Consider the following 19,634-nt stretch of genomic DNA (forward strand, 5'->3'; position numbering starts at 1 on the left):
GTTTATCTGCCTTATTTTCTTTTTCATTATTGAATATTTTTAACGTATTTGTAGATTAATCATGGTTTTTAAATCAATGTATTTAGTTAGAAACAGATATTGATTTTTATAGTAAAAAAAATAATAATAATGTATTCAAAATGTTCTAAAAACAAGTTCTTTTAGGATAACTATTTGCTTTTTAGAATATTAATCGAAACCGGTTTCTTTTTGGAATACAAATTGTTGAAGGATTTCGTGCTCTATTTAATATATAAAGAGTAACCATTTTTTTTTCATACATAATAGTTTAATTTTACACAAAATAGTTGAACTATGAAAAGGGTATTAATTACAGGAGCCGCTGGTTTTTTGGGTTCGCATTTGTGCGATCGTTTTTTAAATGAAGGCATGCATGTTATTGCGATGGATAACTTAATTACCGGCGATTTAAAAAACATTGCGCATTTGTTCAAAGAGGAACATTTTGAGTTTTATCATCACGATGTAACAAAATTTGTGCATATACCCGGAAATTTAGACTATATTCTGCATTTTGCATCGCCTGCCAGTCCAATTGATTATTTAAAAATTCCAATTCAAACCCTAAAAGTAGGTTCGTTAGGCACACACAACTTATTAGGCCTTGCAAAAGCCAAAAACGCCCGTATATTAATCGCATCTACTTCTGAAGTTTATGGCGACCCATTGATTCATCCGCAAACCGAAGATTATTATGGAAATGTGAATACAATTGGCCCGCGTGGCGTGTATGACGAAGCGAAGAGGTTTCAAGAATCGCTCACCATGGCATACCATAATTTTCATGGTTTAGAAACCCGAATCGTGCGTATTTTTAACACCTATGGACCCCGAATGCGTTTGAACGATGGTAGAGTGATACCTGCTTTTATGGGGCAAGCGTTGCGCGGAGAAGATTTAACTATTTTTGGTGATGGCAACCAAACCCGTTCTTTTTGTTATGTAGATGATCAAATTGAAGGAATTTATCGCTTGTTGCTCAGCGATTACCATTTGCCCGTTAATATTGGAAATCCCCATGAAATAACTATCAATGAATTTGCGCAGGAAATCATACAATTAACTGGTACAAAGCAGCAAATTTCTTATAAGCCGCTGCCGGAAAATGATCCGTTACAGCGCCAGCCCGATATCTCATTAGCCAAAAAAATATTAAATTGGCAACCAAAAATAGACCGAAAAACAGGATTACAAAGAACTTTTGATTATTTTAGAACGCTTTCGGCAGAAGAATTAAAAAAAGAAGAACATAAAGATTTTTCTAAATACATTTATTAGTGCAACGAAAAATAGGTAGATATTCTAAGTATTTAAGACCCATTACCATCACATTCGATTTGTTTGTTTTGGTTGCATTGGCATTGCTACTGTTGCCAATCTCTTTCCAAACGGTATTTTTCTATCTATACCTTTCTTTTTCTTGGATTGTAACGGCTGTTATCACTAAATTCTATCAAGTTTATCGCTTTACAAAACTTATACAAATCGCACAGAAGATAATTAAACAATATTTTTTATTTGCGCTCAACGTATTCGCACTCAACGGTTTGTTTACTTTAACAGAAACTTACAGCGTTTTAGGATACTATTTGCTTTTTTCGGGCTTTATTATTGTTGCGGCTAAGTACTTGGTTTTTTGGTTGTTGAAATTATTTCGAAAATATTATAAAGGAAATCTCCGTAAAATTGTAATTGTTGGTCATGATGATTTAACAAGAAATTTTGTGAAATTTGTTACCACAAATCCCGATTACGGATATGCCTTAATCAGCCAATTTTCACTGATTCAGTCGCATCCGTCAGAAATAATAAATTATTGCGAAGAAAATAAAATAGACGAAATTTATTTAAGTTTAGAAAAAACAACAACCAAACAAGTAGGCTATTTTATTGATTATGTGGATAATAATTTAAAACTTTTAAAGTTCTTGCCTTCAAAAAAGGACTTGCTATCAGCCAATCTAAAAGTAGATTATTACGGAGTAATTCCGGTGATGCCCTCACGAACCACTCCGCTAAATGATCCGTTGAATTATTTTATAAAACGTGGTTTTGATATTGTTTTTTCTTCATTAGTAATTATAGGAATCATGTCGTGGTTAACACCTTTAATCGCTATTTTAATACGATTAGAATCCAAAGGACCTATTTTCTTCAAGCAAAAAAGACACGGTTTAGATTATGAAGAATTTAACTGCTATAAATTTAGGTCGATGTTTGTTAATGACCATGCAGATATTGCAGAAGCTATAAAAAATGACCCCAGAATTACAAAAGTTGGAGCATTTCTTCGCCGTACCAGTTTAGACGAAATGCCTCAGTTTTTTAATGTATTTATTGGGAATATGTCGGTAGTAGGACCTCGTCCGCACATGTTAAACTTTACCGAAAAATATGCTGTAAAAGTAAATAAATTCAAAGCGCGCCATTTTATAAAGCCTGGAATAACAGGCATGGCACAAACTCATGGTTATCGAGGTGAAATTGAAAACGATACCGATATCATCAACCGTATAAAATATGATATTTTTTATATGGAAAGTTGGTCGTTGCTTTTGGACCTTAAAATAATTTATCTCACCATTAAAAATGCGTTGAAAGGCGAGAAAAAGGCGTATTAGTTCTATTTTAAATCTTATTTTTGTAATTCAAAAAACAAAACATCCTTATTATTATGAATATCTTACTATTAGGGTCGGGCGGAAGAGAGCACGCTTTGGCTTGGAAAATAACTCAAAGTGCAAAATGTAGCAAACTATTTGTGACACCTGGAAACGCTGGAATTGGTAAAATTGCAACAAACGCAGCAATAAACCTCACAGATTTTAATGCGGTTAAGCAATTTGTGTTGTCAAATACTATAGAAATGGTAGTTGTTGGGCCTGAAGACCCGTTGGTAAAGGGTATTTATGACTTCTTTAAAAACGATTCAGATTTAACAACTATTCCTGTAATTGGTCCATCTCAACACGGCGCACAATTAGAAGGAAGTAAAGAGTTTGCCAAACAGTTTTTGGTAAAAAACAATATTCCCACAGCTAGATACCGGTCTTTTACTAAAGATACGGTTAATGCGGGACATGATTTTTTAACTACATTAAAACCTCCTTACGTCTTGAAGGCTGATGGTTTAGCTGCCGGAAAAGGTGTTTTGATTATAAACGATTTAACCGAAGCTCAACAGGAATTAAGCAATATGTTGGTAGATGCCAAGTTTGGCGACGCATCATCGAAAGTGGTTATTGAAGAATTTTTAGACGGAATAGAACTCTCTTGTTTTGTATTAACCGATGGAAAGTCGTATAAAATATTACCCACAGCAAAAGATTATAAACGAATAGGCGAAGGTGATACCGGCTTAAACACAGGTGGAATGGGTGCTATTTCTCCGGTTCCATTTGCCGATGATGCTTTTATGCAGAAGGTAGAAGAACGCATTGTAAAACCAACAATTAACGGTTTAAAAAATGATAATATAGAATACAAAGGATTTATTTTTATTGGTTTGATAAAAGTAGGCAACGATCCTTTTGTAATTGAATACAATGTACGTATGGGCGATCCGGAAACGGAAGTGGTGATACCCCGAATAAAATCTGATTTGGTGGAATTATTTCAGGCTGTAGCCTCTCAAACTTTAGACCAAGCTGTTTTGGAAATCGATGAGCGCACGGCAACAACCGTGATGATGGTTTCGGGCGGATATCCTGAAGATTATGAAAAAGGTAAACTAATTACAGGTTTGGATCAGGTAGAAAATTCAATTGTATTTCATGCCGGTACAGCTGAAAAAGACGGAAATATCGTTACAAACGGCGGGCGTGTGCTTGCTATCACTTCTTACGGAAATAGTTTTAAAGAAGCTTTGGCACAATCATACCAAAATGTTGAAAAAATAAACTTTGATAAAAAATACTATCGCACCGATTTAGGTTTTGATTTGTAAGAAAACAGACCTCACAGGTTTAAAAAAAGATTTCTTAGTAAATTTTAACCCCGACAGAGTTTTAAACTCTGTCGGGGTTATTATTTGCAGAAACATCTTTTAAAATGATTTCACATCAAAAAAATCATCAATTGCAGACAAATATCCCATAGAATGAATGATTTCTATAATTTTAATTTCTTTTCCGGGTGAAATCAATAGTGTTGTGTACAATAGTGTGTCAGTGTCTATTTTGATAGGACAATTTTTACAATCTTTGATTTCGATAAATCTCTCAGTAACAACTTCAAACTTTAGATCTTTATATTTAGATTGCAAACGCAAACTATCAATTGTTCTTTGAATGCCAAATCCAAAATCGGAATCCACTTCATAAATACCTTGTTCCCCTTCTAAAGATTTAAATTTTTCATCACTTGGTCTAATAAATAATACCTGATTTCCTCTAAAAAAGGTGATAGAGTCTTCTTTAGCTGTAATAAAAACAGTAGGAAACCCAATCTTCCACTTTCTTTCAATAGAATTCCAAAGCAAATAAGGACCGTTAAATCCTTCTAAAAAAACAATTTCATACGCATCTTGATTGTTATAGGTATAATTGGGCTGTGTGCCCATTTCGTGAATCTGAAAGCCCAATTTCCCAAGTGTTTCCCAATCATTTTCTTTTGGTAATTCATTATGGATTGATTGGTATGCTTCAATATTCTTAATGATTTTATTGCCCAGCGTCATCTCACTTTTACGAGTGATTTCAATCGGAAGATTCTGATAGATAAAAATTCCAAGAACTATAAATGCGATTAGTCCAAGCGTATAAAGAATGATTTTTTTAAGCATTTTATTATAAAGATAACATAAATTTACAAAAAAAGCAGGATTTTTTAATCCTGCTTTTGGTTTGTCTAATTGAAATATGTTTTAAACATCGTCAAAATCAACATAAATTTCGTCTGACGTTACATAAGCTTGGCACGCTAAAAGCAAACCTTCTTCCACTTCATCATCCATTAAAATATGATTGGTTTTCATCTCTGCCGATCCTTTCACTGTGCGACACATACATGAACTGCAAATTCCGCCTTGGCACGAATAAGGAGCGTCGATTCCGTGTTTGAGAGCAGCGTTTAAAATATTTTCGGTACGCGGCATGTTGAATGTTGTTTCAACATCGTCAACCATAACAGTGACTTTTACCATACCTTCGCCCGAAACAGGTATTTCGCCATTTGTAGAACTGGTTGTAAATAATTCGTAGTGAATTTGCTCATCGCGCGCGCCGTTTTCGGTTAGCACATTTGTTACCTTTTGGATCATATCTTCAGGACCGCACAAAAAATATTCATCTATATGCTTTTCATTGTGCTTATTTTTAAAGACAAAATTAATGGTAGATCGTTCAATTCTTCCATATAAAGCACCTTCTGGATGCGTTTTTGTAAAGGTGTAATGTACAAAAAAACGCCCTAAATAGTGATTCTTTAAAGCCTCGATTTCGTTGTAATAGATGGTGTCTTCTACTGTTTTGTTGCCATAAACCAATATAAAAGTAGTATCGGCAGCATTTTCTAATACATCTTTGGCCAGCGAAATAATAGGTGTGATACCGCTTCCGGCAGCAATTCCTGCAATTATTTTAGCATTTGGGTTTTCTAATACAAACTTGCCTTCTGGTTGTGCCACCTCTAAAACAGCGCCCACTTGCAATTGGGTGGTAACATAGGTAGAAAAAACACCGTTTGCTACCGCTTTCACCACTACTCGCAATTCGTTGCTTTTTGGCGATGAACTAATAGAGTATGACCTGCGAACTTCTTCACCGTTTATAAGGGTTTTGATGTTTACATATTGCCCCGATTTGAATGTGTAATCAGCTTTTAAATGATCGGGAACATCAAAAACAATCGAAACAGCCAATGGTGTTTCTCTTCGTATTTCTTTAACCTTTAAAGGATTGAATTTTGACATTTTGATTGAATTTCTGCAAAAATACAAAATTACAATGGCTTACTAATGATATTTATCATTTTCAAAATAAAATTATACCTAATATTTGGATGCATAAAAAAATGATGTATATTTGTCATACCTAAAATTCATAAGTATATGAAAAAGCAACAACAATTGTACAAAGGAAGTTTAAACACCATTATTATGAAACTTCTAGAGCAAAATGGAAAGATGTATGGTTACGAAATCACCCAAAAGGTGAAAGAAATTACGCAAGGCGAAATGAATATTACAGAAGGTGCTTTATATCCAGCATTGCACAAGATGGAGGCAGATGGCTTTTTAGATGTGGAAATGGATCGTGTGGATGGACGTGTTCGCAAATATTACAAGCTGACAGAAAGTGGCGTGAAAGAAACGGTTTCGCGTATAGAGGAGTTGGAAAATTTTGTGCGTAATATGCAAAATATTGTAAAACCGAACTTGAAATTAGGTTACTAATGAAGCTATCAACAGAACAAATTCAGCAAATAGAGGAAAAACTTTATGTTGATTATGATTTTTACTATGACGATGTCAAGCACGAAGTAATAGATCATATAGCTTCGGAAATTGAAGAAAAGATGAAAACCGATTCTTTTGAAGCATCGTTTGATAGAGTTTTTGAAAACTGGCACAACCGCTTGCGAGAGGTTGAATGGAGCGGAATGCATTTGTATGGAAAAATTAAAATGCCCTTGTTTTATAAAGAACAATTAATGGCAACTTTTAAAAATGATTTAATTATCTTGATTTTTATTTCTCTTTTAGCTCCGGTATTAATTTATCTTTTTAAAGATTCAATGGAAATAGAAACGATTAATTCTATTGTTTTTATTTATAAAATAATTGTCTTTGCAATTGCAATTCTATTGAACCAATATGTTTTAAAAAAATACAAAGAAGGAAATTATACAACTGTTTACGGACAAATTGCGGCTTTTGCAAATAAGAAAACTTTAGCAGCAATGTGCTTAATGGCAATTTCAATGATTTTTATGCAGCAAGGAATAAAATATATTGACAATATCGAATTGTGGTTGGGTGTTTTGGTATTTTTTAATGCATTTTACTTTATGTTTATTATAAAATACTGCAACTATTTTCGCCATTTAAAAATGATTAAAAATATCAAAAAATGGAAAAACGTTTAAACAATCAGCAAATAGAACAATTATTCACTTTTACTAAAAAACACTTTGTAGAGCATTACGATGTACAGGTAGAATTAGTTGATCATTTAGCAAATGCAATTGAAGATCAATGGAAAGAAAACCCAAACATTTTGTTTGAAGACGCTTTGCAAACCGAGTTTAAAAAATTTAGCATTTTTGGCTTTACAAGTTTGGTTGAACAGAAACAGGCTGCGTTGCAAAATCATTACTCGCGATTAATTAAAAAGGAACTAATTGCTTTTTTCTCCGTTCCTAAAATTATCTTTTCAGCAGCATTGTTTTATATTCTTTTTCAAATTTTTTCAAATCCAAATGAATGGATGGTGGCAAACGATTATGTTATTTTAATAGGTATTGTTGCAATAACAGTTGCGGTTTTTGTTTATCAGAGAGTAAGTTTTAAAACACCCAAAAAATGGCTAATTCAAAATACGGCTAATTATTTATACACTTTACCTATATCGTTATTAATTTATTTTAGGTTTGGTTTTACAACATCAACACTAACCCCTTCGTTGTTTAAAGTTTTATTTAGTACAACAATTTCAACGCTTTATATTTTATTTTTAATAGTGCTTTATTCTAAAATTATTCCGATGGTGAAAAACGAAATTATACAAACCGAAAAAAGATTTCAATTTGCGTAAATTTGTAAAAATGTAAAGTATGAATCTTTTTACCTATTACAGAATAGCGTTTGTGTTGAGTTTTATCATCTTAATGGCGGGGTCGGTATTTAAAGTAACCCACATGGAGCTTGGCTTTTTAAACGGAAACAATTTAATTACCGCTGGTTTACTTTCATCTGTTTTTTATATTGCGTTGGCGTATTTTATGATTTTTAAATCCCAAAAAATGCCTGCTGGCGAAAAATTAATCTGGGTAATTTGCTTCGCTTTAGGGTTTATTGTAAACGTTGGTTTTATATCGTTTGCAACTGCTTTGGTATTCTTTTTTGTTGGTCCCAAACGTTTGTTTTTCAGCAATAAAGGCAATATCTAGGATAACAGTTAATCAACAGGTGTTCCAATAGCATTCACCGATTGATGCAGGTACAAATCTTGTTCAAAATCTTTTTTTACAACAACAGCACTCTTAGGAATGCTATCGTGCCAACCATTTTCGCCCAAAAAACTAAATGCTTCAAAAGGAATAAGTCTGCAAAAACTTCTTTTTAAAAAAACACTGTTTGCGGGTTGTTCTCCTTCTACGGTAACTACTTTGGTTCCTGTAATATATTTTCCTATGGATCTGCCTTTGGTTAATGTTTCAATACAAGCATAATAAAACAGAAAAATAATTATACCAAACAGCCTACTTATTAGTTCATTGTCCAAAAAGGAGATGTCAAAATTAAATAATACTGACAATATCCCAATGAGGGCGCCTACAATAAAACTTACAATAATTACTGCAATAAAATCAATTAAATAATTGGCAAATCGCAACCCTTTGCTTGCCTTGTTTTTCTGAACGATATCTGTTAAATCCATAAAAATGTTTTTTTTTTCAAAAATAAAAAAAGCACTTGAATAAACAAGAGCTTTAATATAATTATGTAAGTATTTTAGAAATTCGATTTAAACTGTTCTAAAAAGCGCACATCGTTTTCAAAATACATACGGATATCGCCAATTTGATACAAAAGCATAGCCATACGCTCTAATCCCATACCAAAAGCAAAACCAGAATATTCGTCAGGGTTAATGTTGGATGCCTTTAAAACGTTAGGATCAACCATTCCGCAACCCATAATTTCCAACCAACCTGTTCCTTTGGTAATGCGGTAATCGGTTTCGGTTTTCAAGCCCCAATAAACATCTACTTCGGCGCTTGGTTCTGTAAATGGAAAATACGAAGGGCGCAAACGAATTTTCGATTTGCCAAACATTTCTTTTGTGAAATATAATAAAGTCTGCTTTAAATCGGCAAACGATACATCTTTATCAATATACAAACCTTCTACCTGATGAAAAATACAGTGCGAACGCGACGAAATGGCTTCGTTACGAAAAACGCGCCCAGGCGAAATGGTTCTAATAGGCGGTTGGTTGTTTTCCATATAGCGCACTTGAACCGATGAAGTGTGCGTGCGCAACAAATAATCAGGATTCATTTGCACGAAAAAGGTATCTTGCATGTCGCGGGCAGGGTGGTGTTCAGGAAAATTCAAGGCTTCAAAGTTGTGCCAATCGTCTTCTATTTCTGGACCTTCGGAAACGTTAAAACCAATGTTCGAAAACACATCAATCACCTGATTTTTTACTAACGATATAGGGTGGCGCGCACCAATTTGCACGGGTGTTCCCGGACGAGTTAAATCGCCATAAATCCCAATTGCATCTTCTTTTGATTCCAATGCATCTTGTATGGTTTTAATTTTGTTTTCTACGGCATTTTTTAAGGTGTTTATTGCCTGCCCAAATGCTTTCTTTTGCTCGTTTGGAACATTTTTAAACTCGGCAAAAATCTCATTAATCAAGCCTTTTTTAGAAATAAACTTAATTCTAAAAGCTTCTAAAGCATCTTTATCAGTAGTGGTAAAAGCTTCTGCTTCGCCAATCAGTTCTTTAATTTTATCTATCATTGTTTTATAAAACAGGTAATTGTTGCAAATTTACGCTTTTTGGGCGATGCTGAAAATTAGAAAGGTTAAAAATTAGTCAATATAGCCATTCTCTAAAAAATACTGCACAATGGCATCTTTCATTAATATAGTTTGTTCGCCTGCTTTTAGGTGGGGCAACTGATCTTTTACGGTATAGTGTGGCCAACCGTCTGCATCGTAGTGCGAAAATTCATAGTAGCCAAAAGGTTCCAGCAAACGGCAAATGGCTATGTGCATAATGTTTACTTTCTCGTCTTTCTTAAATTTTTTATTGAACTTACCAAGTTCTTGTATGCCAATTAAATAGGTGATTCCATCAACGTCTAAAGCATCGCCGTCTGCAAATTGTTTGGATAGTTTTTCTACCAAAACGCTCCATCGCTCTTTTAGTTGTTCGTCTCGTGTCATAAATTTTTTATTGAGCTACAAAGATATTTCTTAATACCGAAACTGCTTTATATTTGTATTTTATTTTATAGTTATGATTGTTGTAGATTTAATAATTGCCGTTTTATTGGGCTATGCTTTGTTTAAAGGCGTGAAAAACGGTTTAGTGGTTTCGGTAGTTTCGTTTGTGGCACTAATCGCCGGAATTTATCTTTCGTTGCGTTTTTCGTTTTATGTTCGTGGTTTTTTAACAATACACACACAATGGAACCCTGAAACGTTAACAGTGGTGGCTTTTATGCTCACTTTTGTTATTGTGTTGGTATCGCTTTTTTTCTTGGGAAGAGCATTAACCAAGATAGCTGAAAGTTTGGCATTGGGTTTTGTGAATAAGTTGTTCGGTGCTGTTTTTGAAGGATTGAAAATGCTGTTGATTATATCGGTTTTTTTGAATGTATTCCAAAAGATCAATTATAACAACCTTATTGTGCCAGAAGAAAAATTAGATACATCGGTTTTTTACAAACCTATCGAAAAAGTGGCGCAATACATTTTTCCTTTAATGGAACAGTGGTATCAATTGGCGTTAACCGAAACAATGGATCAAATAAAGAATATCGACATACAACAAAAAAACTAAATGAGCTCATTATCCTACCGAAATGCAAACATAGAAGATCTTTCTGAAATTGTTGCCATATACAATTCTACCATCGCTTCACGAATGGTTACTGCCGATACAGAAATGGTTTCTGTGGAGAGCAAACAAAAATGGTTTTACGAACACAATGCTTCCACACGGCCCTTGTGGATGGTGGAAAACAACCGCAACGAATTAGTGGGGTGGGTGAGTTTTCAATCGTTTTATGGTCGGCCGGCATACAACGCCACTGCCGAAATAAGTATTTATTTGCAGGAAGCACAACGAAAAAAGGGGTATGGCAAGCAAATTTTACAACATTGTATGGAAACGGCTCCCGAGTTGGGCATAAAAACCTTATTGGGATTTATTTTTGCGCACAATCACCCCAGTTTAAAACTTTTCAAAGATTTAGGATTTAACGATTGGGCAACTTTGCCAAATATTGCAATGCTTGATGGGCAAGAGTTTGGGTTGAAAATTCTAGGAAAACGCATCGCTTAAGCCCTTCATCTGTTCGTTTTTCCGAAACTTATGTGATTTTATTGTAAATATAGCATAAAAATGCTATATGTTATTGGTAGTAAAGTAGAAAATCAGTACATTTCAACAGAAAATTTTAGTGATTTTAAAGTGTTGTTTCAACAGACCCAATAAAAGTATTATGTATAAAATTACAGATGAACTCAATGAAAACGGTTTCAGCGTAAATTCGGTAGATGTTTTAATTAAAAGGAATAATGGCAGTCGTGCCTTTAATACCTTAGATTATTTTGTAATCTTAATTGCTGTTAGCGAAGCTATATTTACCATACAAGGAATTGATTACAAGGTGAAAAAGGGTAGCCTTACTTTTTTAGGTCCGGCAAAAGATATTGTGTTTTGTCCCAATTGTAATGCAGAAGGGAATGTATATGCCTTAACATTTTCTTCTTCTTTTTTCGAACGATCTGCAAAAGACACCATGTTGCTGCATTCTGATTTGTTTTTTAATACCGCTTTGCCTTTTATTACCACGCAAGCTTCTATCCCTATTGATGAAGTTTTGAAATTGATTATAAACCGTTTGGCGCTCTATAAAACCAAACAGAACAATGGCTTGTATATTTCTGTTGCACACAATTGCGTAGAAGCGCTGCTGCTAGACGGGTTGTTTTATGTAGATGAAAAAGTATGCGAAATCAACGATACGCGTAAGTTCACTTTTCTAGACATCGTAAACCGTTTTCGGGTGTTGTTGCAACGAAATTATCAAACAGAAAAGCAGGTGAGTTTTTATGCCGATTTGCTGCATATCACGCCGCGCCGATTAAGCGAAATGACAGAATCTGTTTTAGGGAAAAGTGCCAAACAAGTGATTATTGATAAAATAGTGGGTCAAGGCATTCGAATGTTAAAACACTCCAACTATACCGTTTCAGAAATAGCTTACCAGTTAGGGTTTAATGACGAAGCAAACTTTAGTACATTCATAAAAAAATACACCCACAAAAATCCGCGCATGATTCGGGAGGAAGTAAACACTGTGTTACGAACCTAAAGAGTATCAATATGTAAGGTTTTTTAATGATTATTTTTTTGTAAATAAATGATAATTGTCTGTTTTTGATCAGAATTATTTCGTTATATTTAACATATTAATTGTTAAACCGATCAATTATCGGACGTATGTTTATAAAAAACGGAATAGCGGTCATTGCACTACATTTTTTTAGTTTTGCGGTTCAGGCACAAAGTAGTGTAACGCTGAACGTGAACTTATATCCGATACAAACATTAGTTGTTAACGCAGAACAAAAAAGTGTAGATTTATCATACTACACCCGCGAAGACTACAAAAACGGTGTGGTTTCTGAACAAAAAGACCATTTAACCATATACAGCACAGGTGGCTTTCAGGTAAAAGTAAATGCAATTGCTGCATCTGCAACCGATAAAACTTTTGAAAACATCGCTGTTTTGCCCACATCAGGTTCTCAACCTTTAAGCAGCTCGCATGTGGTGTACACTCAAAAAAACATTTCCGAAACAGCACAGCCCATTATATCTGCAACCAAAGGAGCCATCAATAAAAATGTAAACATTAGCTATAAAGGTGCTGCCAATGACACTTTTGCTGATTTTGCGAACAGTAACTCGATTACCAACAAAAGCTACACAATTGTTTACACGATTATTTCCCAATAAACTACTGTTTATCAGTCAGCTGTGTATCATTTTTTTCTTCAAAATTTATGTAGGGAATTCAAACAAGTAAAAAACTACAAGTTTTATGCATATTTTAATAAGTAGCATAAACATGCTATGCGGTACTTTTGTATCCGAATTTAGAAGTAAGTATTTATAACTATCAAATATAATAAAAAGAATTAAGCAACAAAATAAAAAATAAGAAAAAAATGAAAAAATTAGTAATTACATCTTTAGTAGTTTTATGTGGAATCACAACTCAAGCACAACCTGGATCTGTTGGAAATTCTGACAACGTAACTTTAAATGTGCGACTAAATCCTATTCAAACATTAGTAGTGAATCCACAACAGAAAACAGTTAATTTAGATTACACAACGAAGCAACACTACAACGATGGGGTATCTTCAAGACAAGAAAACCATTTGAATATTTTCAGTACAGGTGGTTTTGAAGTGAAAGTGAAAGCAAGTGGCTCTGAATTAACAAATACCGGAACAGCAGGTCCTAATGGAAGTATTGCTGCAGCAACAATTAAACTTACTGCTTTAGCGGGTACACAGGATGCGTTGGCAGATGCACAATACAGCCAAAACATTGAATTGTCTGCTACAGAAGGTGTTATTGCATCATCTACAAAAGGAGCAAGAGATAAAAATATCGACATTGAATACAAATCAGCTGGGAACGATGCATATCTTGACAAATATGTGGCAAACCAAACCCCAACAACGTTTACAACTACAGTAACTTATACCATTTACGCTAAATAATAGCCTAAACAAATTACATATAAAAGTGCTGCATGATTTGTAGCACTTTTTTTAAATAATTTTTTTTCGTTTTTTTTATGAAAATAATAGCCTTTCTTTTAGTAACCTTTTGCTGGTGTTTTGGCGTTTTTGCCCAAACCGGTGTTTCGGTTTCGCCTCCCCGCCTATATTATGAATCAGATGCCGGGCAAAGCAGTCGGCAAAAAGTAGTTGTTACCAATGTAAGTGCCGCGCATGTAATGGATCTTGCAGTGAGTTTAGGCGATTGGCAATACAATGACTTGGGCGAAAATATGATGTATGCGGCAGATAGTTTGGCAACATCTTGTGCGGGTTGGGTAAGCATTAGTAAAAAAGATAGTTATTTTTCACTAAAACCTGGCGAGCAAAAAGAAATCGAAGTAAACATTACGGTGCCAAACACTTTTAAAGACGATATTCCCGTGCATACGGCTATGTTGTATGTAACCCAAATGAATCCTATTGATGATGTGGACAGCCGTGGCGCCAATATAAAAGTAAGTGTTCGTTCGGGCATTAAATTGTTCCATAGAACCCAAGCAATTAAAAATCGAAAATTAGAAATAGAGAATATTCTGTTCGATAAAAAAAGCAATCAAATAGAATTGTACTTTAAAAATACAGGAAACATTTGGGCAGATGGAATTGTGTATCCGGAACTGTTAAACACGCAAACGGGTAAGAAAACAATTATTGATCATATAATCTTTTACACCATGCCGGCAGACAATCGCAAAATGATTATTGCATTGCCCGAAGCTATTGAAAAAGGAAAATATACAGCGACTATACTTATTGATTACGGCGATGAAAACACCATAGAAATGGGCGAATTAACTTTTACCAATGAATAGCAAGAATTTTTTTATTGTTTTAGTATGCTTTAGTTCATTAATCCATGCACAAAATTTGAATGTGGATAGTAACAACTATGCCAGTATTAACTCTTACAATGGTATTGTAAAAACAAATGCCTATAAAGTTTGGCTCGATGGTAACGGCAATTTAAACTTACCCACATGGAGGGTTTCTGTGCGCGTGAAACAACCAATTAGCAACGGAAGCCAGATTTTTCCTGCAGATAAAATCAGTTTGTTGCCCACCACCACCTACGGACAATTCAACGGAGGAACTGTGCCTACAATTACACAAATTGGCATGCCTTTGCAAACTTTTTTGCAACAAGGTCAGGAAGTTTTCTTAGTACCTCAATCACAAGCAGGTTTGTACAATGTGGCGGCAGGCGGAAATCCGTATTATAATTTGCACATTCCTTTTGATTTAAAGGTAGAAGGCGGGGCTTATCTTTCGCAATTCACTACTTGGTCTGAGTTTGTAATGGTTTTAGAATTTAGATTTTACGATCATAAAAATCAAGTTAAGGGCATACAAGAGCGGTATTACCGATTGCAAATCGCTACTTTGAGCGGCACACCACCAACACCAACCAATCAATTGGCTATCAAAATAGCTTCGAATGCGGTAAATGGTTTGGTAGAATTAAAAACAAAGCAAGATTATTTGCAAGGCGCAAATGCTATTTATGCAAATGGACTAATGGTGACTACAAATACCAACTATCAATTAAAAGTAGCTTCTTTGCAGCCGCATTTTTTGTCGGTATCAAATAATACATTGCCTTTAAATACGATAAACTTGTCATTGGTTCCCACTTTAGGCAATCAAGCCTTGGTTTTTCCAGTTTCGTTAAGTGCAACTTCGCAAAAAATTGCGACAGGAGCATCAACTCAAGGGGCTCAAGTATATTTTGATATGATGTATGCCACCAAACCAAACGATATCAATTTAATCAACGCAAAACCAGAACAATATACCACTACTTTGCAATACGAGATTGTTCCTCAGTAAAAAACAAAATTCATGTTTCATTTCTTCCTAAAAAGGCTTTGGCTTTTGCTGTGCATGGTTGCTGCTTGCTGCGAATTGCAAGCACAGCAAATTGTGGAAATGCATGTTGAAACAACAGCTGCAAAGGGAAGAGCCAATATAATTGACAGTACCATTGCTTTAAAAAACAGTTCTGAAAATCCGTTTAGCGGATTTATACAAATTACCACGCCGCAAGGTTTTAAAAGCATTTCAGGATCAGAAATAGCGGTGCAACTGCAACCCAATGAACAAGTTTATATCCCCTTAAAAATAATCAAAGGAAAAGCTGCAACAGCCGGAACAGCAGAAATTGTAGTAACACTTTTAGATAATAACAACCAATTAATTGCAACGAACAGCGTGGAAGAACACGTGGAAGAGAATAACACAATGAGTTTGCAAGCTGTTTCGCCCACTATTTTTCTAACCAATGCCAACGATTCACTATCGGTAAAAGTTCAGGTAAGCAATTTGGGCAACAAACCCCAACAGGTTTTTGTGGTTTTTAGTATTCCGCAATTAACAAGTGAAAATAATTTTTTCGAGCAAACTGCTGTGATAGATGTTCGAAAAGATTCGGTATTTGATTTTAAATTTTGGGTAGAAAAATCACTTTTAGAAAAATCACAATTTACGGTAAACGTTGCAGCGATGCGCAGTTCAGAAAAAATATTGTTTGGAAACCTAGCTATAAATGTGCAAAATGTGTCGTCGGTAAAACGCTATGAAGACACTCAAAGTGCAGCCTATTCGCGTTATTATCAAAAAAACACACTTACAACCAGCTATCGAACCAGTGGATCGAACAGCAATGTGTATCAATTAATGGGTTCAGGCGATGTGGATCTGCCTGCGGGTTATTTATCGGTAAACGGAAATATTTACAAAACCGATAGTCAAAACCAACCATTAATAAGCAACACTTATTTGGCGTATCATTTAGAGCAGCATCAATTAAAAATAGGCAATTTAAGTCAGCCCATAGAGATGCCTTTGTTTGGACGAGGAATTCAATTAGAAACAGCCAATAAAAATTTAAACAACCGTTTTGTGGCAGGATTTATCGATGAAAATTTTAATTTAATCGAGCAAGATGCCTTTTTAAAGCGAGGTTTTGGTGTGTTTGCCTTGGGAACGTTTGGAGCCAACAATCCATCCAATCAAAAAAGTTTTAATTATGTTTTTAAGGAAGATAAAATAGAGGCTGCAACCCATCAGGTGTTTGGTGTGGAAAAAGCGCAGTTTATCAACAATAATTGGAGTCTTCGGTTGAAAGCCCACGGAGGTTTTAGTAGTTACAACCGCATCAATAAAAAGCAACCTTCGTTTGCGTTTGAAACGCAGTATAGTGGTTCCATAAACAATATCCGCTTGTCTGGAAATTACTATGTTAGTAGTGATTATTTTCCGGGAAATAGGAGAGGAGTGGTGCAAGTACAACAAAATTTCATGAAAAACCTAAAGCGCGAACGCACTGTTTTTGCCAATATTTTTTATGCCAATTTTGCTCCGGAATCTTTCACGTATCAATTCAATATGCAAACAACCACTTTTCGTTTGGATACGGGCCTTACCCTTCCGCGCGCAAAATCAATCGGGAAAAGCTTTGGTTTTCAATATTATAAAGAAACAAGCGATGCGTTTGCCTGGCTTGTGCCTAATGGTTTTTTGGCGATGGATGCTTTTCGCCTTACGCAGCATTTTAATTGGTTGAGTCCCAATCAAAAACACTCCATTATTTTGGGGATTGAAGAAGGTTTGCTAAAAATGTCTGAGAAAGCAAAGATGTATCCGCAGTTTAAGCTGAATAGTATTTACAGTTTCAAAGGTTTTAATGCCAGCGCAACTTATCAGCAAGGCAGCTTTTTTCTGTCTGAATACACCTCATTACTAGCATTAAACAAAAATCAAAACGATTTCAAACGATTGTCCATTGCGGTTGCAACCGATCATAAATTCTTTTCCAACAAATTGCTGCTGAGAAGTGGCATGGCTTATTTGAATGATTTCGTTTCGGGCGAAACACCTTCAGCTTTCCTAAACATGAATTATGCTCCAACGGATTTGTATCGGTTCTTTTTAAATTCGTCATGGTTCCGTTACAGCAAAAACACTTTTTTTCAAACCAACACCCAATTTATTGTAGAAGCTGGGTTTAGTATGAATTTAGGTGGAAAAGCAGCTTCGGCAGGTAGAAAAGGAACACTTACCGCACATGTTTTTTACGATAAAAACAGTAATAATATATTTGATGAAGATGATGAGTCGGCACCTGATTTTTTAGTTACTATTAACAAAACAACTTTTAAAACCAATGCCAATGGAATCATTCAATACAAAAGTATTCCTTTTGGAACCTATAATTTGCAAGCTGTTTTTCAGAACGGATGGTTTGCCGAAAGCACCAATTGTGTCATCAATAATTACAGCAATGAAGTGGCTATACCCTTGCAACAAAACGGCACCTTAAAAGGAAAAATCAAGTATCAATACGATGAAAAATTGGTTAAAAATTTCGATTTAAAAAACGGAGGAATTATATGCATCATCACCAAAAATGGTCAGTTTATACAAAGAGTTGTTACCAATGACGAAGCAGATTTTGTAGCATTTTTGCCTACAGGAAATTATGAAGTTACCATAGATACCCACACTTTACCGGAACATACTTTTTGCAAGGAAGTAACTCAAAGTGTTCAAATTCAGTCTGGTGCGATAACAACCATACCCGATTTTGTGATACAAGTACAACAAAAACAAGTAAAAGTGAAAAAGTTTGGCGGGTAAATACTTTGTAATTTTACTTTTTATGAATCAATCGGGTTAATTTAATGGATAAATCAGTAAGAATAATTTTAGCGTTTCCGTTGCGTTCAATATGGTAAATAGCATCTTCGATTTCTTTGTAGATGTCTAAAATATTATTTTCGTTTACAAAAGGGGCAAAATTCTGCAAGTTAAATCCCTCCACCTTGGGCTGCATATACACTAGTTTCGGTGTGCTGTAATTCAGTAATAACGCCTGACGAAAAAGTTCCATACAATGGTTTAAAAACTGTTTTTGTTTTTCTCTGCCAATAGCCGAAATTTCATCGCTCCATTTTATTAAATCGTTTACAACACGTGCGTTTTTGTTTGCTCTAAAAGCTGCTCGTACCCAAGTGACAAACCATTCATCAAAAGGATATTCGCTAGTGATATTGTACCGCAATTTTAGTGCTTTGTTATAATTGCCTTGTGCTTCTTTAGCAATTCCGTAAGCATCTGCTTCATCGCAATTTTCTCTATCAATAAGTGCTTGAAAAATTTCTTGTTCGTTCAAAGCAGTAAAATGCAGAACCTGGCAACGAGACACAATGGTTTGCAACAACGCTTTTTCATCTTCTGCGATTAATAGAAAAATAGTTTTTTCGGTTGGCTCTTCTAATATTTTTAGCAGTTTGTTTGCGGTTTCAGTATTCATTTTTTCTGCCATCCACACAATCATTACTTTATAACCACCTTCAAAAGGTTTTAAAGCTAATTTTTTTAGAATACTTGCCGCTTCGTGTACCGAAATGTTTCCTTGTTTTTTCTGAATACCAATAGCTTCATACCAATCATTTACCGAACCATATAGGTTTTGTTTGATAAAATCATTCCACACAGTTAAAAAATCGCTACTCACAGGTGTAGATTTTACGCTATCGGTTGTTGCAACAGGATACACAAAGTGCAAATCGGGATGTTGCAAATGGTCAAACTTTAAATTGCAAGCAGTTGCTCCTCCTTCGTTTTCATTTCCTTGATTATTGCAAATAATGTATTGGGCATAAGCAATTGCCATTGCCAAAGTGCCGCTTCCTTCGGGACCAATAAAAAGTTGGGCATGAGGAATTCTGCCTTTTTGTACACTATTCGTTAAATGGTTTTTTAAATGGTTTTGACCAACGATTTCAGAAAATTTCATACCGCAAAAATAGGATTATTAAATATATTGGAGGAATAATTTTATTTT

The 19,634-nt window shown here is 34.8% G+C and carries 21 protein-coding genes; 15 read left to right on the top strand and 6 right to left on the bottom strand.

Annotated features, from left to right (window positions below; translation table 11 throughout):
- The first annotated feature begins 315 nt into the window (after nt 1-315).
- Genes MG290_RS10545 through purD form a run of 3 tightly spaced genes read left to right on the top strand, consistent with a single transcriptional unit; the run spans nt 316 to nt 3,967 of the window.
- Entirely contained in the window at nt 316-1,299 is a 984-nt protein-coding gene (locus MG290_RS10545) for a UDP-glucuronic acid decarboxylase family protein (RefSeq protein ID WP_264561265.1), read from the top strand.
- Nucleotides 1,299-2,642, top strand: coding sequence for an exopolysaccharide biosynthesis polyprenyl glycosylphosphotransferase (locus MG290_RS10550; RefSeq protein WP_264561266.1), 1,344 nt, complete (start codon nt 1,299-1,301; stop codon nt 2,640-2,642). The genes MG290_RS10545 and MG290_RS10550 overlap by 1 nt, the downstream gene beginning before the upstream one ends.
- 53 nt (nt 2,643-2,695) lie before the next feature.
- The gene (gene purD, locus MG290_RS10555; protein WP_264561267.1) at nt 2,696-3,967 is read left to right on the top strand and encodes a phosphoribosylamine--glycine ligase; all 1,272 of its coding nucleotides are present in this window, start codon (nt 2,696-2,698) and stop codon (nt 3,965-3,967) included.
- A 99-nt stretch (nt 3,968-4,066) separates the two neighbouring features.
- On the opposite strand, the gene MG290_RS10560 is transcribed toward purD, so the two are convergent.
- Both MG290_RS10560 and MG290_RS10565 read right to left on the bottom strand, forming a co-directional pair.
- Nucleotides 4,067-4,804, bottom strand: a complete 738-nt coding sequence (locus MG290_RS10560) for a hypothetical protein (RefSeq protein WP_264561268.1) — start codon at nt 4,802-4,804, stop codon at nt 4,067-4,069.
- A gap of 81 nt (nt 4,805-4,885) precedes the next feature.
- On the bottom strand, nt 4,886-5,932 hold the full coding sequence (locus MG290_RS10565) for a ferredoxin--NADP reductase (protein ID WP_264561269.1): 1,047 nt from the start codon (nt 5,930-5,932) through the stop codon (nt 4,886-4,888).
- A 138-nt stretch (nt 5,933-6,070) separates the two neighbouring features.
- On the opposite strand from MG290_RS10565, the gene MG290_RS10570 reads away from it, so the two are divergent.
- Genes MG290_RS10570 through MG290_RS10585 form a run of 4 tightly spaced genes read left to right on the top strand, consistent with a single transcriptional unit; the run spans nt 6,071 to nt 8,130 of the window.
- Nucleotides 6,071-6,415: a PadR family transcriptional regulator gene (locus MG290_RS10570; RefSeq protein WP_264561270.1), complete on the top strand. Its 345-nt coding sequence runs from the start codon at nt 6,071-6,073 to the stop codon at nt 6,413-6,415.
- The gene (locus MG290_RS10575; RefSeq protein WP_264561271.1) at nt 6,415-7,107 is read left to right on the top strand and encodes a hypothetical protein; all 693 of its coding nucleotides are present in this window, start codon (nt 6,415-6,417) and stop codon (nt 7,105-7,107) included. Before MG290_RS10570 ends, MG290_RS10575 begins: the two co-directional genes overlap by 1 nt.
- Nucleotides 7,092-7,775 carry a hypothetical protein gene (locus tag MG290_RS10580; RefSeq protein WP_264561272.1) on the top strand — a complete coding sequence of 228 codons (684 nt, stop codon included), beginning with the start codon at nt 7,092-7,094 and terminating at the stop codon, nt 7,773-7,775. The genes MG290_RS10575 and MG290_RS10580 overlap by 16 nt, the downstream gene beginning before the upstream one ends.
- Nucleotides 7,776-7,794: 19 nt before the next feature.
- A complete protein-coding gene (locus MG290_RS10585; RefSeq protein WP_264561273.1) occupies nt 7,795-8,130 on the top strand; it encodes a hypothetical protein in 336 nt (111 codons plus the stop codon).
- A gap of 8 nt (nt 8,131-8,138) precedes the next feature.
- On the opposite strand, the gene MG290_RS10590 is transcribed toward MG290_RS10585, so the two are convergent.
- From MG290_RS10590 to MG290_RS10600, 3 genes are all read right to left on the bottom strand, one after another.
- The gene (locus MG290_RS10590) at nt 8,139-8,621 is read right to left on the bottom strand and encodes an RDD family protein (protein ID WP_264561274.1); all 483 of its coding nucleotides are present in this window, start codon (nt 8,619-8,621) and stop codon (nt 8,139-8,141) included.
- Between the two features lie 74 nt (nt 8,622-8,695).
- Nucleotides 8,696-9,715, bottom strand: coding sequence for a phenylalanine--tRNA ligase subunit alpha (pheS, locus tag MG290_RS10595; RefSeq protein WP_264561275.1), 1,020 nt, complete (start codon nt 9,713-9,715; stop codon nt 8,696-8,698).
- 72 nt (nt 9,716-9,787) lie between these two features.
- On the bottom strand, nt 9,788-10,144 hold the full coding sequence (locus MG290_RS10600; RefSeq protein WP_257500089.1) for a hypothetical protein: 357 nt from the start codon (nt 10,142-10,144) through the stop codon (nt 9,788-9,790).
- 73 nt (nt 10,145-10,217) lie between these two features.
- Here MG290_RS10600 and MG290_RS10605 point away from each other — a divergent pair, with 73 nt between their 5' ends.
- The 8 genes from MG290_RS10605 to MG290_RS10640 all read left to right on the top strand — a co-directional run bounded on the left by MG290_RS10605 (nt 10,218) and on the right by MG290_RS10640 (nt 18,424).
- Nucleotides 10,218-10,763 (top strand): CvpA family protein, encoded by a 546-nt coding sequence (locus tag MG290_RS10605; RefSeq protein WP_264561276.1) that lies wholly within the window; start codon nt 10,218-10,220, stop codon nt 10,761-10,763.
- Nucleotides 10,764-11,267: a GNAT family N-acetyltransferase gene (locus MG290_RS10610; protein WP_264561277.1), complete on the top strand. Its 504-nt coding sequence runs from the start codon at nt 10,764-10,766 to the stop codon at nt 11,265-11,267.
- Nucleotides 11,268-11,427: 160 nt separating this feature from the next.
- Nucleotides 11,428-12,303 (top strand): helix-turn-helix domain-containing protein, encoded by an 876-nt coding sequence (locus MG290_RS10615; protein ID WP_264561278.1) that lies wholly within the window; start codon nt 11,428-11,430, stop codon nt 12,301-12,303.
- 128 nt (nt 12,304-12,431) lie between these two features.
- On the top strand, nt 12,432-12,950 hold the full coding sequence (locus tag MG290_RS10620; protein WP_264561279.1) for a hypothetical protein: 519 nt from the start codon (nt 12,432-12,434) through the stop codon (nt 12,948-12,950).
- A 212-nt stretch (nt 12,951-13,162) separates the two neighbouring features.
- Nucleotides 13,163-13,726, top strand: a complete 564-nt coding sequence (locus tag MG290_RS10625) for a hypothetical protein (protein ID WP_264561280.1) — start codon at nt 13,163-13,165, stop codon at nt 13,724-13,726.
- A 77-nt stretch (nt 13,727-13,803) separates the two neighbouring features.
- Nucleotides 13,804-14,601, top strand: a complete 798-nt coding sequence (locus tag MG290_RS10630; protein WP_264561281.1) for a fimbrial biogenesis chaperone — start codon at nt 13,804-13,806, stop codon at nt 14,599-14,601.
- 61 nt (nt 14,602-14,662) lie between these two features.
- Entirely contained in the window at nt 14,663-15,616 is a 954-nt protein-coding gene (locus tag MG290_RS10635; protein ID WP_264561282.1) for a hypothetical protein, read from the top strand.
- 12 nt (nt 15,617-15,628) lie between these two features.
- Nucleotides 15,629-18,424, top strand: coding sequence for a COG1470 family protein (locus tag MG290_RS10640; protein WP_264561283.1), 2,796 nt, complete (start codon nt 15,629-15,631; stop codon nt 18,422-18,424).
- A 13-nt stretch (nt 18,425-18,437) separates the two neighbouring features.
- Here the strand turns inward: MG290_RS10640 and MG290_RS10645 are convergent, their stop codons facing one another.
- Nucleotides 18,438-19,586 carry a DNA polymerase III subunit gene (locus MG290_RS10645; RefSeq protein WP_264561284.1) on the bottom strand — a complete coding sequence of 383 codons (1,149 nt, stop codon included), beginning with the start codon at nt 19,584-19,586 and terminating at the stop codon, nt 18,438-18,440.
- Nucleotides 19,587-19,634 lie beyond the last annotated feature (48 nt).

This window comes from Flavobacterium sp. CBA20B-1, assembly GCF_028473145.1.
GTDB lineage: Bacteria > Bacteroidota > Bacteroidia > Flavobacteriales > Flavobacteriaceae > Flavobacterium.

What these genes read in the sequence shown, in the direction of transcription:
- MG290_RS10645 (WP_264561284.1), bottom strand. Translation starts at nt 19,586, where the DNA reads ATGAAATTTTCTGAAATCGTTGGTCAAAACCATTTAAAAAACCATTTA.
- purD (WP_264561267.1), top strand. Translation starts at nt 2,696, where the DNA reads ATGAATATCTTACTATTAGGGTCGGGCGGAAGAGAGCACGCTTTGGCT.
- MG290_RS10615 (WP_264561278.1), top strand. Translation starts at nt 11,428, where the DNA reads ATGTATAAAATTACAGATGAACTCAATGAAAACGGTTTCAGCGTAAAT.
- MG290_RS10600 (WP_257500089.1), bottom strand. Translation starts at nt 10,144, where the DNA reads ATGACACGAGACGAACAACTAAAAGAGCGATGGAGCGTTTTGGTAGAA.
- MG290_RS10585 (WP_264561273.1), top strand. Translation starts at nt 7,795, where the DNA reads ATGAATCTTTTTACCTATTACAGAATAGCGTTTGTGTTGAGTTTTATC.
- MG290_RS10620 (WP_264561279.1), top strand. Translation starts at nt 12,432, where the DNA reads ATGTTTATAAAAAACGGAATAGCGGTCATTGCACTACATTTTTTTAGT.
- MG290_RS10560 (WP_264561268.1), bottom strand. Translation starts at nt 4,804, where the DNA reads ATGCTTAAAAAAATCATTCTTTATACGCTTGGACTAATCGCATTTATA.
- MG290_RS10580 (WP_264561272.1), top strand. Translation starts at nt 7,092, where the DNA reads ATGGAAAAACGTTTAAACAATCAGCAAATAGAACAATTATTCACTTTT.
- MG290_RS10545 (WP_264561265.1), top strand. Translation starts at nt 316, where the DNA reads ATGAAAAGGGTATTAATTACAGGAGCCGCTGGTTTTTTGGGTTCGCAT.
- MG290_RS10625 (WP_264561280.1), top strand. Translation starts at nt 13,163, where the DNA reads ATGAAAAAATTAGTAATTACATCTTTAGTAGTTTTATGTGGAATCACA.
- MG290_RS10630 (WP_264561281.1), top strand. Translation starts at nt 13,804, where the DNA reads ATGAAAATAATAGCCTTTCTTTTAGTAACCTTTTGCTGGTGTTTTGGC.
- MG290_RS10610 (WP_264561277.1), top strand. Translation starts at nt 10,764, where the DNA reads ATGAGCTCATTATCCTACCGAAATGCAAACATAGAAGATCTTTCTGAA.
- MG290_RS10605 (WP_264561276.1), top strand. Translation starts at nt 10,218, where the DNA reads ATGATTGTTGTAGATTTAATAATTGCCGTTTTATTGGGCTATGCTTTG.
- MG290_RS10565 (WP_264561269.1), bottom strand. Translation starts at nt 5,932, where the DNA reads ATGTCAAAATTCAATCCTTTAAAGGTTAAAGAAATACGAAGAGAAACA.
- MG290_RS10570 (WP_264561270.1), top strand. Translation starts at nt 6,071, where the DNA reads ATGAAAAAGCAACAACAATTGTACAAAGGAAGTTTAAACACCATTATT.
- pheS (WP_264561275.1), bottom strand. Translation starts at nt 9,715, where the DNA reads ATGATAGATAAAATTAAAGAACTGATTGGCGAAGCAGAAGCTTTTACC.
- MG290_RS10590 (WP_264561274.1), bottom strand. Translation starts at nt 8,621, where the DNA reads ATGGATTTAACAGATATCGTTCAGAAAAACAAGGCAAGCAAAGGGTTG.
- MG290_RS10640 (WP_264561283.1), top strand. Translation starts at nt 15,629, where the DNA reads ATGTTTCATTTCTTCCTAAAAAGGCTTTGGCTTTTGCTGTGCATGGTT.
- MG290_RS10575 (WP_264561271.1), top strand. Translation starts at nt 6,415, where the DNA reads ATGAAGCTATCAACAGAACAAATTCAGCAAATAGAGGAAAAACTTTAT.